The sequence below is a fragment of the Ruegeria sp. HKCCA5929 genome (genome assembly GCF_013034525.1).
Taxonomy (GTDB): Bacteria; Pseudomonadota; Alphaproteobacteria; order Rhodobacterales; family Rhodobacteraceae; genus Ruegeria.
In genome coordinates, this window is record NZ_WQGE01000001.1 from 41,019 (window position 1) to 55,108 (window position 14,090).

At 57.1% G+C, this 14,090-nt stretch carries 14 protein-coding genes; 6 read left to right on the plus strand and 8 right to left on the minus strand.

The annotated features are described in order from the left end of the window. The first annotated feature begins 18 nt into the window (after positions 1–18). Entirely contained in the window at positions 19–1,422 is a 1,404-nt protein-coding gene (locus GOV90_RS00190) for an MATE family efflux transporter (RefSeq protein WP_253284726.1), read from the plus strand. 10 nt (positions 1,423–1,432) lie between these two features. On the opposite strand, the gene GOV90_RS00195 is transcribed toward GOV90_RS00190, so the two are convergent. The 8 genes from GOV90_RS00195 to GOV90_RS00230 all read right to left on the minus strand — a co-directional run bounded on the left by GOV90_RS00195 (position 1,433) and on the right by GOV90_RS00230 (position 8,991). Further along, positions 1,433–2,530: a M56 family metallopeptidase gene (locus GOV90_RS00195; RefSeq protein ID WP_171089175.1), complete on the minus strand. Its 1,098-nt coding sequence runs from the start codon at positions 2,528–2,530 to the stop codon at positions 1,433–1,435. Next, positions 2,517–2,912 (minus strand): BlaI/MecI/CopY family transcriptional regulator, encoded by a 396-nt coding sequence (locus GOV90_RS00200; protein WP_171089177.1) that lies wholly within the window; start codon positions 2,910–2,912, stop codon positions 2,517–2,519. The genes GOV90_RS00195 and GOV90_RS00200 overlap by 14 nt, the downstream gene beginning before the upstream one ends. A 65-nt stretch (positions 2,913–2,977) precedes the next feature. Continuing rightward, complete coding sequence (locus tag GOV90_RS00205; RefSeq protein WP_171089179.1) at positions 2,978–3,379, minus strand: DUF2160 domain-containing protein; 402 nt, start codon at positions 3,377–3,379, stop codon at positions 2,978–2,980. 8 nt (positions 3,380–3,387) lie between these two features. Beyond that, positions 3,388–4,185: a carbohydrate ABC transporter permease gene (locus tag GOV90_RS00210; protein WP_171089181.1), complete on the minus strand. Its 798-nt coding sequence runs from the start codon at positions 4,183–4,185 to the stop codon at positions 3,388–3,390. Continuing rightward, positions 4,182–5,045: a carbohydrate ABC transporter permease gene (locus tag GOV90_RS00215; protein WP_171089183.1), complete on the minus strand. Its 864-nt coding sequence runs from the start codon at positions 5,043–5,045 to the stop codon at positions 4,182–4,184. The genes GOV90_RS00210 and GOV90_RS00215 overlap by 4 nt, the downstream gene beginning before the upstream one ends. Beyond that, positions 5,042–6,118 carry an ABC transporter ATP-binding protein gene (locus GOV90_RS00220; RefSeq protein ID WP_171089185.1) on the minus strand — a complete coding sequence of 359 codons (1,077 nt, stop codon included), beginning with the start codon at positions 6,116–6,118 and terminating at the stop codon, positions 5,042–5,044. Before GOV90_RS00220 ends, GOV90_RS00215 begins: the two co-directional genes overlap by 4 nt. 1 nt (position 6,119) lies before the next feature. Then, a complete protein-coding gene (locus GOV90_RS00225) occupies positions 6,120–7,169 on the minus strand; it encodes an ABC transporter ATP-binding protein (protein WP_171089187.1) in 1,050 nt (349 codons plus the stop codon). A gap of 82 nt (positions 7,170–7,251) precedes the next feature. Next, positions 7,252–8,991: an ABC transporter substrate-binding protein gene (locus GOV90_RS00230; protein WP_171089189.1), complete on the minus strand. Its 1,740-nt coding sequence runs from the start codon at positions 8,989–8,991 to the stop codon at positions 7,252–7,254. 243 nt (positions 8,992–9,234) lie between these two features. Here GOV90_RS00230 and GOV90_RS00235 point away from each other — a divergent pair, with 243 nt between their 5' ends. The 5 genes from GOV90_RS00235 to GOV90_RS00255 are packed head-to-tail and all read left to right on the plus strand — an operon-like array spanning position 9,235 to position 14,089. After that, the gene (locus tag GOV90_RS00235) at positions 9,235–10,596 is read left to right on the plus strand and encodes a V-type ATP synthase subunit B (protein WP_171089191.1); all 1,362 of its coding nucleotides are present in this window, start codon (positions 9,235–9,237) and stop codon (positions 10,594–10,596) included. Continuing rightward, entirely contained in the window at positions 10,574–11,179 is a 606-nt protein-coding gene (locus GOV90_RS00240) for a V-type ATP synthase subunit D (RefSeq protein WP_171089192.1), read from the plus strand. The genes GOV90_RS00235 and GOV90_RS00240 overlap by 23 nt, the downstream gene beginning before the upstream one ends. Beyond that, positions 11,176–12,972 carry a V-type ATP synthase subunit I gene (locus GOV90_RS00245; RefSeq protein WP_171089194.1) on the plus strand — a complete coding sequence of 599 codons (1,797 nt, stop codon included), beginning with the start codon at positions 11,176–11,178 and terminating at the stop codon, positions 12,970–12,972. Before GOV90_RS00240 ends, GOV90_RS00245 begins: the two co-directional genes overlap by 4 nt. Beyond that, positions 12,969–13,412, plus strand: coding sequence for an ATP synthase subunit C (locus GOV90_RS00250; protein WP_171089197.1), 444 nt, complete (start codon positions 12,969–12,971; stop codon positions 13,410–13,412). Before GOV90_RS00245 ends, GOV90_RS00250 begins: the two co-directional genes overlap by 4 nt. Beyond that, positions 13,412–14,089: a hypothetical protein gene (locus tag GOV90_RS00255; RefSeq protein WP_171089199.1), complete on the plus strand. Its 678-nt coding sequence runs from the start codon at positions 13,412–13,414 to the stop codon at positions 14,087–14,089. Before GOV90_RS00250 ends, GOV90_RS00255 begins: the two co-directional genes overlap by 1 nt. Position 14,090 lies beyond the last annotated feature (1 nt).

The following is a 14,090-nucleotide window of genomic DNA, read 5'->3' on the forward strand; positions in this document are numbered from 1 at the left end:
CGACCACCACAGGTTAGAATGTCCAACCAATCTCAAACCGAAGCCGTATTCCTGAGCGGCAGTCTGATGCGGCATGTCACCCGCATGTCGTTGACGACAAGCATCGGGCTTATGGCTATTTTTGCCGTCGACTTTGTGGACATGGTCTTCATTTCGATGCTGGGCAACGACGCGCTTGCAGCGGCAGTGGGTTACGCTGGAACGCTGTTGTTTTTTACCAATGCGATCAATATCGGCCTGTCGATTTCTGCCGGGGCGCTGGTTGCGCGGGAACTGGGTGCGGGGCGGGCCGAACAGGCAAGGCATTATGCGTCCAGTGTAGCGGTGCTGGGTTTGATCGTCGGGTTGGTCGTACCCGTTCTGGTTTTGTTGAACCTTGGTCACCTGCTGTCATTGCTTGGCGCAGAAGGTGAGGTTCTGAGGCTGGCCATGCGCTATGTCACGATCATTCTGCCGACAATGTGCGTCATGTCGATTGCTATGGCGGCCATGGCCGTATTACGCGCCCATGGCGATGCGCGGCGGTCGATGATGGCCACGATCTATGGCGGCGTGGTGAACGCGGTTCTGGATCCGATCCTGATCTTTGCCGTGGGGCTGGGGCTGGATGGGGCGGCAATAGCCTCGGTTCTGGCGCGGCTGTGCATGTTGGGGGCAGCACTATGGCCTGCGCTGCGGGTTCATCAAGGGTTTGCGCGCCCATCTTTGAAACAGGTGGCTCAGGACTTGCGTCCGGTTCGCGCCATCGCAATTCCTGCTGTTCTGACAAACGTGGCCACTCCCATCGGGAATGCGATCGTAGTGCGGGAAATTGCGCAATACGGGACAGATGCGGTGGCGGGTATGGCCGTCATTGGTCGTCTGCTGCCAGTTGCCTTTTCGGTCATCTTTGCCCTGTCGGGCGCAATAGGGCCAATCATCGGGCAAAATTTCGGGGCCGAGAAGATTGACCGGGTACGCGCCGCTTTTCTGGCCGGGATCAAATTCACCGCAATTTATGTTCTTGGCATGGCCGCGATCTTATTTCTTCTGCGCGCACCCATTGCAGACTTGTTCGCGGCCCAAGGGGAAACACGAGTTCTGATTTATCTGTTCTGCGGACCTTTGGCGCTGGCCTCGTTTTTCAATGGCGTGATTTTCGTCTCGAATGCCAGTTTCAACAACCTTGGGCACCCGGTTTATTCCACATGGATCAATTGGGGACGACACACGATTGGAACCTGGGTTTTCGCAACCATCGGTTCCAACCTTGCTGGGGCATCGGGTGTTTTGCTGGGCCAGGCGTTTGGCGGCGTTATTTTCGCAATAATCAGCTGGGTTATGGTCGAGCGCGTGGTGGCGCGGTTGGGGCGGTCACATGCGCCCGAGCCCTTTGTGGACCAGGGTCGTATTCATTCCCTGTTCGGGCGTCGCGGCTGGTGAGGCAGCGGCATCAGTTGCCCTGATTGCGCGCCTGAAGACGTTCCAGATTGACCACCGTCGACAGCATCAGGCGATCATGACTCCAGTCCTGAGTTTGCTGGATCGAAGCCGCACCCAGCGCCAAAAGGATGGCGAAGGTCAGTGACATACCAAGAAACAGCGCGGGTAGGGGGGCTTCGGCGGGCTGTGCGTCAGTCAATGCAATCACTCGTTGACGAAGCACGCGTTTGGCTTTTCCACCAGTCACAAAGGCAACGTTTAAGACGCGCGGATTTCTTGTCGAAAGAGTGCGCGCGCAATAGTCCAGCAGACACGTGGTGTATTCACGCGCATCAATCCTTTTGCGTGCAACGACAGATTGGTCGCATGCCAGTTCACGCAAGCGACCGAACTGGTACTTGAGCATCAGATATGCGGGGTTCCAGAACAACAAAGGACGCAGAAGCTCAAAACCAAGTTCCCATTCCACATCGCCCGCACGAATGTGCTGAAACTCATGGGCCAGCGCAAAGCGCAGTTCGCGCGGTGTATCCAGAAGATGGCTGGGCAGAACGACATGACGGCGGCGCAGGCCGCGCACCGCGAACGGCACGGTGATGCGATCCGACAGGCGGATATCCACCTTTGCCGATTTCCGCCAAAGGAAGCTGGACCTGACCGTTTGCCGGATCATTACAGCGTCCCGAAAAGCTCGAACGGCATATACAACTGCGACGACAGCGAACAGGGCGGCGAGTGAGATGAAAACGGGCTGCTGTCCTGACAAAGCAAGATCAACCCATCTTTCACGTGTATTCAGCAGGGCCTCAAATTGCACGGCAGGCATGGCGATATCACCACGCAGGTAAGCGGCAACCGCTATGTCACCAAGGGCGACGGCGCCCCCCGGCCATGCGTGAGCGGCCAAAGACGATACGCCCAATGCAAGAAAGGGGCTGATCAGAATACAAACGCACAGAACCTTGAGTGCGCGTAGCTGTGCGACATAGCCATGGCGCAGGGTCGTGCGGGTCAGGGCGACGCGTGCCATCAACCAGATGGCCGCCGACAATGCCAGCACAATGTTGAGTTCGATATATGCGTCGAGAACCGGTCTAACCGCTGTCATTTTGCAGTCTCCTCTCTACCAGCGCTCGAATATCCTCCAGGTCGGCTTCGCTCAGCCCCGCATCATCGACAAGTCGCGCCACCAGCGTGGCAGGCGTGTCATCGAACAAGGTGCGGGACAGGTTTTGCAGCGAACGGGCCTGATATCTGTCCTTTTCCAAAAGCGGCGTATAGATCAGGGTTTTTCCTGACTTACGGCTTTCCACAAAACCCTTTTCATCCAGAATACGCAGGATCGTGGCACCGGACGTGTAGGCCAGATTGCGGTCTGAGGGCAGGCGGTCCAGGACATCGCGCACCGAGCCTTCGCCGAGGGCCCAGAGTTCGTTCATGAACTCCAGTTCGACCTCGGTCAGCAGATTTGTCGTCTTTTTCTTTCGCATCGATCTCGGTGCCGTCATGTTTAGTATGCCTGACAGACAAGCATCCTTTCGCTGTTTCGCAAAGCTTAAACTTTCCAGAAGACGAAGATACCCCAGCCGATGGACAGGAAAAGTGGCGTCCAGACCGGTTGCCCGACAAATCCCAACCAAGCGAGGAAGATATAGGCCGAGCCAAGCAATGTGATGAACAGCCGGTCGCCCAACGTGGTCGTCAGCCCCAGCACACCACGGCGTTCGATTCCGTCGCGGTACTTGAACCCTTCGAGCAAGCCGATCAGGGCGATGGCCGAAAAGATACCGACAAACAGGGCCAGAGTTGCTGGCGTCCATGCCATCCAGAAATCGGGCCAGAGGGGATCGGTCCAGGAAAAGCCCTTTTCTTCTTGCTGGCCGACATTGCCCCAACCCGCTTGCTGGGCGACAGCCATGGTGGGCAGGAAGGGGAGGGTGAATAGTAATTTACGCATATCGAACCTCACACTCGGCCCATCGCGAAACCGCGCGCGATGTAGTTGCGGACAAACCAGATGACGATGGCACCGGGGATGATGGTCAGCGTCCCGGCGGCGGCCAGCAGGCCCAACTCATACCCCGCGCTTGAGGCGGTGCGGGTCATTACGGCTGCGATGGGTTTGGCTTCGACGGCTGTCAGGGTTTTCGCCAGCAGCATTTCCACCCAGGAGAACATGAAGCAGAAGAAGGCTGCGACGCCGACGCCTGCTTTGATGTTGGGCAGGAAGATCGTCACGAAAAAGCGCGGGAAGGAATAGCCATCGACATAGGCCGTCTCATCCAGTTCTTTCGGGATGCCTCGCATGAAGCCTTCCAGAATCCACACTGCCAGCGGCACGTTGAACAATGTGTGCGCCAGCGCCACTGCCAGATGGGTGTCGAACAACCCGATGGAGGAATAAAGTTGGAAGAACGGCAACGCGAACACCGCCGCCGGTGCCATCCTGTTTGTCAGCAGCCAGAAGAACAATTGCTTGTCCCCCAAGAACCGATAGCGCGAGAAAGCATAGGCCGCAGGTAGTGCCACACAGACCGACAGCACCGTGTTAATCGTCACATAGATGATCGAGTTGACATAGCCCCAATACCACGTCGGATCGGTGAAGATGGTGATGTAGTTTTCCAGTGTAAAGGTCTGGGGAAACAGGGAAAAACCCGACAAGATCTCGTTCGTTGTCTTAAAGGACATCGCCACCAGCCAATAGATCGGCAGCATCAGGAACGCGATATAGAGGATCGGGATAAGGGACCGCTTTTTCATTCCGCGTCATCCTTTGTCATCAGTGTGTAGAAGACCCAAGAGACCAGCAGCGTGATGGCGAAATAGATCAGGCTCATCGCGGCTGCGGGGCCAAGGTCGAACTGTCCCAGCGCGATCTTGACAAGGTCGATCGACAGCAAGGTGGTTGAGTTGCCGGGGCCGCCGCCTGTTAGAACGAAGGGCTCGGTGTAGATGTTGAAACTGTCCATAAAGCGCAGCAGAACGGCGATGGTCAGGACGGTCTTCATCTTGGGCAATTGAATATAGCGGAACACCGACCATGGGCTTGCACCGTCGATCTTGGCCGCCTGATAATAGGCATCCGGGATCGACACGAGGCCCGCGTAGCACAGCAGCACAACCAGTGATGTCCAGTGCCAGACATCCATGACAATCACAGTGATCCAGGCCGAGATCGGCTGTTGCGTCATGTCATAGTTGATGCCCAAAACATCATTCAAGAAGTATCCCAGCAGGCCGATCTTGGGCAGGGTAAAGATGTTCCACATCGAGCCGACCACGTTCCATGGGATCAACATGGGCAGCGCCATCAGGACCAGACAGACCGGCACCCAGAAGCCTTTGCGTGGCATTGACAGTGCCACGATGATGCCCAGAGGGACCTCAATGATCAGGATCAGGAAGGTGAACAGGAATTGCCGACCGAGGGCCGCTTGGAACCGGTCCGACCGTAAAATTTGTTCGAACCAGCCCAATCCTTCCCAGAAGAACTGGTTGTTGCCGAAGGTTTCCTGCACCGAGTAGTTGACCACTGTCATCATCGGCACCAGCGCGTTGAACGCGACCAGCGCCAGCACTGGCAGGACAAAGAACCAGGCCTTTTGGTTTTCCGTTCTCATTGCGCCCGCTCCTGAGTTGCGATCCAGCCGTCACGGTAGACGCGGGATTGTTCTGGTTTGAATTGCAGGAAGACATGCGAGCCTGGGTTGGGCGCGTTGTGTTCCGCCACCGCCTTTACCGGCGTGTCTCCGACCATGGCGCTGACCACATAGTGACGACCGATATCCGCAACTTTGGTCACATGCGCGGGGACGCCTGTTTCGCCAAAGCTTATGTATTCCGGGCGAATACCCAGATCGGTGCGGCCACCTTCGCCTAGGGTTGGACCTTCCAGCATGACCTCGTGTCCTTCGAAGACCGCGCGGTCACCCTTGGCCTCGCAGGGCAGAACATTCATGCCTGGTGAGCCGATGAAATGGCCGACGAATGTGTGTTGGGGCCGCTCGAACAGCTCGACCGGGGTGCCAATCTGCACGACCTCGCCCTCTTGCATGACGACCACTTCGTCGGCGAAGGTCAACGCTTCGGTCTGGTCGTGGGTCACGTAAATCATCGTCGCTTTTACGCGTTGGTGCAGCTCTTTCAGCTTGGACCGCAGTTTCCATTTCAGATGCGGGTCGATCACTGTCAGAGGTTCGTCGAACATGACCGCGTTCACGTCATCACGGACCAGACCGCGCCCCATCGAGATCTTCTGCTTGTTGTCTGGGCTAAGGCCGCTGGCGCGGGTATTCAGCATATCCGTGACGTCCAGCATCTCGGCAATCTCATCGACGCGGCGCTTGATCGTCGCTGCATCTACGCCCCGATTTTTGAGCGGAAAGGCCAGGTTTTCGCCCACGGTCATCGTGTCGTAGATCACCGGGAACTGGAACACCTGTGCGATGTTGCGCTGATCGGGGGGCAGCGCCGTCACGTCCCGGTCATCAAATAGGATCCGACCTTCCGAGGGGGTAAGAAGGCCGGATATGATGTTCAGCAGCGTTGACTTGCCGCAGCCCGACGGCCCGAGCAGAGCGTATGCCCCACCATCGCGCCAGGTCACATCAATTTCTTTCAGCGCATAGTCCTCGGGGCCTTTCGGCGCGGGCATGTAGCTGTGTCGTAGGTTTGAAAGCTTGATCTGTGCCATGTCAGGCCACCCTTTTGCCGTCTTGGCTGAAATACCGGCAATGTGCCGGGTTCATGTAGAAACTGTGATCCTCACCAACCTGATAAGGGTGCACGCCAGCGGCCAGAGAGACCCAGTCATCCGATCCGTGCCGAAAATGCGCACTGGAATCCGAGCCAGACAGTTCTGTCACGATCACTCGGCCTGTCAGTTCCACATCTGCATCAGATGTCCGATATGGAGTCACCCTGTGCGGGCGCACGGCGACCATGTAATCCCCATCAGCCATATCTGAGACGGCCCATCCGCCGCCTCCGGCCAACTGCGCCTGAGCACCGGCTACGGTGATCCGTGCGACATTGATTGGCGGGTCCGAGAAAACGCGCGCTGCGGCGATGTTTTCAGGGTTGCGGTAAATGTCTGCAGTTGGACCGAATTGAGTCACGCGGCCATCTTCCATCAAGGCAGTGTATCCGCCCAGCAAAAGGGCCTCTTCGGGTTCCGAGGTGGCGTAAACCACCACTGCGCCGCGTCCTGCGAACAGGTCGGGCAGTTGTTCGCGCAGCTCTTCGCGCAGCTTGTAGTCAAGGTTGGCCAGCGGCTCATCCAGGAACACGGCGCGGCTTTCTTTTGCGATTGCGCGGGCCAGCGCGGTGCGTTGCTGTTGCCCACCCGAAAGCTCATGCGGGCGACGGTGTAGCATGGGGCGCAGTTGCAGCAGGTCAGCGGCCTCTTCCACACGGCCTTCGATCTCGGATTTCGCCATGCCAGCCACGCGCAGGGGCGAGGCGATGTTGTCGAAAACAGTCATATGCGGGTAGTTCACGAAGAATTGGTGCACCAGGCTGATCTGCCGCTTTTGCGTGTTCAGTCGGGTCACGTCTTGCCCATCCATAAAGACCTTGCCCGAGGCGATCGGGTCCAGCCCGGCCATCATCTTGATCAGAGAGGTCTTACCCGATCCCGTCGCGCCGAGCAGCACGTTGAAGTGGCCGGTCTGCAGCGTCAGGTTCGTAGGTTTGATATGGATGACATTGCCAACCCGTTTGGTGGCGTCTTGAAGTTCGATCATGTCCGTGAGTTCCGGTCCTTCAGTGCATTGCACTGGCATTGGGGTGGGGATGCCTGACGCGGCACCCCCGGTTGCTTTTGGCTTACTGAGACTGCCAGCGCTGAACCAGTTCGTCATAGTTGACGGTCTGGCCTTGCGGCTTTTCGTTCTCAAGCTTGGCCTTAGGCGAACCTGCTTTTTCCAACCAGAAGGACGGATCCTGCGGCTCGTTCAGGCGCGGACCACAGCCGCCATAGACACCGGCGCTTTCATCCGCGGCCTGCATACGGGCCATGGTGATGTCCATTTCCTCAGCCAGACGGTCCATCGCCTCTTGCGGGGTAAACGCACCCGAATTCACGTCACCGATCTGCTGCCACCAGATCTGGGCCAGCTTCGGATAGTCCGGAACGTTGATGCCGGTCGGCGACCACGCCACACGGTCAGGCGAGCGATAGAACTCGACCAGACCACCCAGCTTGGGTGCGCGTTCGGTGAACGACTCGTGATTGACCGAGCTGTCGCGGATGAAGGTCAGACCCACATGGGACTTCTTCACGTCAACAGTTTTGGACGTCACGAACTGAGCATAGAGCCACGCGGCCTGAGCACGATCCTCGGGGGTCGATTTCAGGAAGGTCCACGAACCCACGTCCTGGTAACCAACCTTCTGGCCTTCTTCCCAGTAGGGGCCATGCGGGCTGGGGGCCATCCGCCATAGCGGCGTGCCTTCGTCATCCACGGTGTTGTTGCCTTCGGACTTCGGCTTCACCATGTCGGCGGTAAAGGCGGTGTACCAGAAGATCTGCTGCGCCACGTTGCCCTGGCTGAGTGCTGGCAGCGACTGGTAGAAGTCATAAGACGCCGCACCCGGAGGCGCATAGGCGCGCAACCACTCATCCCATTTGCGGATCGCATAGACCGCAGCCGGGCCATTGGCTGCACCACCGCGCGATACGGATGCGCCAACAGGGTTACAGGTTCCCGCTTCCATGCGGATGCCCCATTCATCGACCGGAACACCGTTCGGCTCGCCCACGTCACCGGCACCGGCCATCGACAGCCAGGCGTCGGTCATGCGCCAGCCAAGGTCGGGCGCACGTTTGCCATAGTCCATGTGGCCATAGATCGTCACGCCGTCGACTTCTTTCACGTCATTGGTGAAGAATTCAGCGATGTCCTCATAGGCCGACCAGTTGACCGGAACACCCAGGTCATAGCCATACTTTTCCTTGAACGCGGCCTTGTTGGCCTCATCATCGAACCAGTCCTTACGGAACCAGTACAGGTTCGCAAACTGCTGGTCGGGCAGCTGATACAGCTTGCCGTCCGGGCCGGTGGTGAACTGAATGCCCATAAAGTCATCCAGATCCAAAGTCGGCGAGGTTGTCGCTGCCCAGTCGCCGCCCATCATGTCGGTCAGCGGATAGGCGAGTTGCAGGCGCGAGTGCGTACCGATCAGGTCACTGTCGTTGACATAGCCGTCATACAGGTTCCGGCCCGTTTGCATCTGGGTCTGAACAGCCTGAACCACTTCACCTTCACCGAGGATTTGGTGGTTTACCTTGATGCCGGTGATTTCCTCGAACGCCTTGGTCAGAACCTCGGACTCATAGGAATGGGTCGGGATGCCCTCGGACAGGACGTTGATTTCCATGCCAGCATAAGGTTGTGCAGCTTCGATGAACCACTGCATCTCGGCCATCTGTTCGTCTTTCGACAGGGTTGATGGCTGGAATTCGTCGTCGATCCAACGTTGTGCTGCGGCTTCGTCGGCCCAAGCAGAACCGTGCCCCGCAATGACGGCAGCCGCCGCCACTGCGGAAAGTAGATGTCTCCGCATCTGTCTCCTCCCAAAGATTATGGTTTCCGGCGGTAACCGGATGCCAGACAGCATCAGCGATTTGTCGCGCATGTGTCAAACTAAATTTTTAGTAATTGACGCTCGGGCATCCGAGGGCGGGTGAAATCGAACTCATTTGCCAAATTGTGAATTCGTTGTAAGCTGAGGTTGTTATTATAAAAAATGCCGGTGAACGACGCGGCGCGGTTTGCAAAAAACAACTTGAACCAGCGAGGATGTGTAATGTCCCGAAGCCTGTTGAAGTACACGCGAGTTCTGGAAATTGTGGGGGACACGATCAAGGTTCGGGTGCCGGTCGAGGGCGATGGAAACCCTGCGGTTCGGTTCAACGACCTTGCAGTGATCGAGACCGTAGATGGCCGTAAAACATTGGCACAGGCGATCTTCATCGACCGGGATGTTGTGACGCTTCAGGTGTTTTCCGGGACCAAAGGAATCTCGACCGAGGCGACGGCGACCTTTCTGGGCCATCCGATGCAAACGCCGTATTCGGCCAACATTCTGGGGCGCGTTTTTGATGGCGCGGGTGTGCCGATTGACGGTGGACCAGACTTGTCTTCTGAACCCCGAATCGACATTGGCGGTCCTACCGTGAATCCGGCGGAACGGGCTGTGCCAAACAAGATGATCCGCACTGATGTACCGATGATCGATGTGTTCAACACGCTGGTCGAAAGCCAGAAAATCCCGATCTTTTCGGTCTCGGGCGAACCCTTCAACGCCTTCCTCAGCCGAATCGGTATCCAGGCGGATGCGGATATTGTCGTCTTCGGAGGTCTGGGTTTGATCTTTGATGATTACCATACCTTCCGGACGTCGTTCGAGGATGCGGGCGTGTTCTCGCGCACTGTGATGTTCGTCAATCAGGCGATGGATCCTCTGGTCGAGCGGCTGTTGGTCCCTGACATGGCCTTGGCGGTGGCCGAGAAATTCGCGGTGGAAGAGGGCAAGCGCGTGCTTGTTCTGCTGACCGACATGACAGCTTATGCCGATGCAATGAAAGAAGTTGGGATAAGTCAGGAACGCGTGCCCTCGCAGCGTGGTTATATGGGTGATCTCTATTCGCAGCTGGCACGCAGGTACGAGAAAGCCTGCGATTATGCCAAGGGTGGATCGGTCACGGTGCTAACCGTGACCACCATGCCCGGCAATGACGTGACCCATCCAGTGCCGGACAACACCGGCTACATTACTGAAGGCCAGTTCTATCTGCACTCTGGCGTGATTGACCCGTTCGGCAGCCTGTCGCGCCTAAAGCAGAATGTAATCGGCAAGACCACGCGCGAAGATCACGGGCAGATTATGAATACGATGATCCGATTCTATTCCGAAAGCCGCGATGCCGCGCAAAAACAGGCGATGGCGTTTGATTTGTCTGACTACGACCATCAGTTGCTGAAGTTTGGCGCCCTGTTCCGGTCGCGGTTCATGGACATTAACGTCTCGATCCCACTTGAAGACGCGTTGGATCTTGGCTGGAAAACGCTGGCCGAGTGCTTTGCGCCGGAACAGTTGCTGATGAAGCAGGCCTTGATCGACAAGTATTTCCCGAAGGATGCCAATGGCGCGGTTGCAGCTGAATAAATCGTCGCTGGCCCGCCAGCAGACGCAGCTGAAAAGCTATGAGCGGTTCCTGCCGTCGCTGGACCTGAAGCGCCAGCAGTTGATGGCCGAACGGGTGAAAGCGCGCGAGGACGTCAAACGCCTTGAGCATGAGGTTAAGGCCCTAGCGCAGCAGGTGGGCGAAAAGCTTCCTATGTTGGCCCAGCAGGGTATCGATCTGGACGGGTTGGTTGAGCTTAAGGATTACAAGGTCAAAGAGGTCAACGTGGTTGGCGTCAAGATGCCTGACCTTGACCGGATCGAAGTTGTTGTGCGTCCTTATTCGGTACTGGCCAAACCTCATTGGGTTGATGCCTCCGCACAGTTGTTGCACGACATGATCGAAGCGCGCCTGCGGGTCAAAATCGCTGAGGAGCGCGTGCGTATTTTCGACAAGGCCGTGGCCACGATTACGCAGAGGGTCAACCTGTTCGAAAAGGTTCTGATCCCCCGCGCCAAGGCCAATATCAAGAAGATTCGCATCTATCTGAGTGACGAACAGATGCAGGCGGTCGTGCGGTCAAAAATCTCCAAACGCAAACACGCGCGAGAGGTTTTGACATGAGTGTCGCGCGATTGAAGAAGATGTCTCTGGTCGGGCCTGCAGCGCACAAGGCGGATACGCTTGAGGCGCTGCAAGACCTAGGCTGTATGCATGTTCTGCCGCTTGTTCCGCCACCAAACGAACCTGAAAAGATCAGCGAGCGTGGTGCAAGAGAAGCATATAAAGCGTTGCGTTTCCTCGCAGAAGTTCCCGAGCCACGGCGCCAGATTCAGCGAGACCCCGAATTTGACATGGACCGTTTTGTGCATGAGGTGACTGACCTCATGCAGCGCACACGGGATACGATGGACCGGCGGGATTTTCTGGCGCATCGTATCGCCCAAGTGCGTCCCTGGGGTGATCTGGACTTCCCGCCAACGGATGTTTTGGCAGGCAATCGGCTGTGGTTCTATCAGTTGCCACTCAAACACCGTGAAGCTCTGTCAGAGGTCAAATTGCCCTGGGCGATTTTGGAAGAAGATCACCGGTTTCTTTACGCGGTCCTGATCTCACCCGACGAACCCGACGATGACATTCTTCCGATCCCGCGCACACATGTGGGCTCGTTGCCCATTCACGAGCTTGAGGCGCAACTGGAGGAAGCCGAAATCGCGCTTGAGGCGCTCGAGGCTGAGCGCGTGGCGCAAACCCGCTATCTGACCTTGATGCGCCAGAACCTGTCCGTAGCTGAAAGCGCCGCCGAACTGGCCCATGCCACGCAAAAGGTGCGCGACGATGAGGCGATGTTTGCTGTGCAGGGGTGGGTCCCCGAAGATCGGGTGGATGCTGTATTGGAGTTGGCGAAAGCAAAAGATGCGGCAGTTCTGATCGAAGAACCGGGGCCGGAAGATAACCCGCCCACATTGTTGGAACAGCCTGAAAAACGTAGTTCTGCTGTGGACTTGGCGCTGTTTTATCAAGTGCCTGGCTATAAGGATTGGGACCCCAGCGTGATCGTCGCAGCCTCGTTCGCGTTCTTCTTCGCAATGATCGTGGCAGATGCGGGATACGGCGCCGTAATCCTGCTGGGCCTTTTGCTGTTCTGGAAGCGAATGGGCGCGACTGCGGGTCAACGGTCTTGGCGGCTTTACGGGCTGATCATTTCGGGGGCGACGATCCTTTACGGTATTTTGGTTGGCAGTTATTTTGGCGTGGCTCCGCCCGAGGGGTCGGTCATTGCCAAGCTCAAGGTACTGGATTTGAACAATTTCGGGGCCATGATGATGGTCTCGATTGTGGTTGGCGTCTTGCATCTGGTTCTTGCCAACGCACTTGCGGCCCGCGCGGCATGGGGGCAACGCAAGGCGATTGCCAATCTGGGTTGGATTGCTGCTTTGATCGGCGGGTTTGTATTGTGGCTCAGTTATATGAACGGCAAATCACCTGTGCCGGGGTCGGCGATCCTGATCCTTGGCGTTGTGGCCATTGTCTTGTTTTCCAGCGAGCGGATCATCCAAAAGCCGACAGACTGGATCTGGCGTCTGATTGAGGGCGTGCAAAGCCTTGCCGGAGCAATGGGCGCTTTTGGCGACGTGCTCAGCTATATGCGCCTGTTCGCGCTGGGCCTTGCTTCGGCATCGTTGGCCATCACGTTCAACGATCTGGCCGTTTCCGTCATGCAGGCGCTGAAGGGGCCGGGCATTCTGTTTGGGTTGCTGATCCTGATCATTGGTCACGTTTTGAATTTCGCCCTCGCTATGATGAGCGGCGTCGTCCACGGCTTACGTCTCAATTACATCGAATTCTTTAAATGGGGTCTGCCGGATGAAGGCATCGTCTTTCGTCCGTTTGCCCGCAAGGAGGTTCAGGAATGAATGAGCTTGTTCTTACACTGGGTTGGCTGGGCATCTACGCGCCTATGGCGTTGGGGGCTGCGGCAAGCGCCATTGGCTGTTCGATTGCGGGGATGGCCAGTATCGGAGCCATGACAGAAACCGAAGGCGGCTACGGGCGTTTCGTCGGCGTTTCGGCCTTTCCGTCCACGATGGTGATCTATGGGATCGTCATCATGTTTACCCTGAACCGCGCTGTGACGCCGGAAAACGCAGGGGGGCTGTTCGGCATTGGCATCCTGTCCGGCATTGCACTGATGTATTGCGGTATCTGGCAAGGTCGGGCCTGTGCAGCGGCAATCAACGCCACCAAGGAAAAGCCCGAAATTTTTGGCCTCGCGCTCGCACCGGCTGCGATCATCGAAGGCTTTGGTGTTTTTGCCTTTGTATTCGCCTTGGTCATTAGTGCGGGGATCAGCTGATGGCACAGACCGGAGCAATTTCACATGGCGTTGATGCCCTGATCGACAAGCTGCGCAACGATGGGGTTGCCGCAGGTCAGGCCGAAGCCGAAAAGCTGCGCGAAGACGCCAAGGCCGAGGCTGCGCACATTCTGGCGGACGCAAAACGCGAAGCCGATGAGTTCAAAAAGAAAGCCCGCACAGAATCCGACAACTACCGTGCAGCGGGTGAGGAGGCGTTGAACACCGCGATGCGGGACGCTGTCCTGACCATGAAGGCCGGTTTGACAGATCGCTTCAAAGAAGACGTTGAACGCCTTGTGACCAAAGAGATGTCCGATCCTGAGCTTCTTAGGCAAATGATACTTGAGGTTGTCGGTCGGGCCAGTGAGGGGGTCAATCTTCACGGCAAGGTTCAGGTCATTTTGCCTGTCAAGGTCGCCACACAGGAGGACATCAAGCAAAACGCGGATGACATTCAGTCTGGTAAGTTGACGAAGTATGTTCTTGGACTGACGGCGAAGATGCTGCGCGAGAATGTTGAACTACACACAACCGATGACAATCAGGAAGGTATCCGCGTGCGGGCAGAAGATCAGGGGGTGGTTCTGGACCTGACCGACAAGGCGGTGGCTTCGTTGTTGATGGAACATCTGCAACCCCGGTTCCGCGCCGTACTGGAAGGGGTCATCCGCTGAG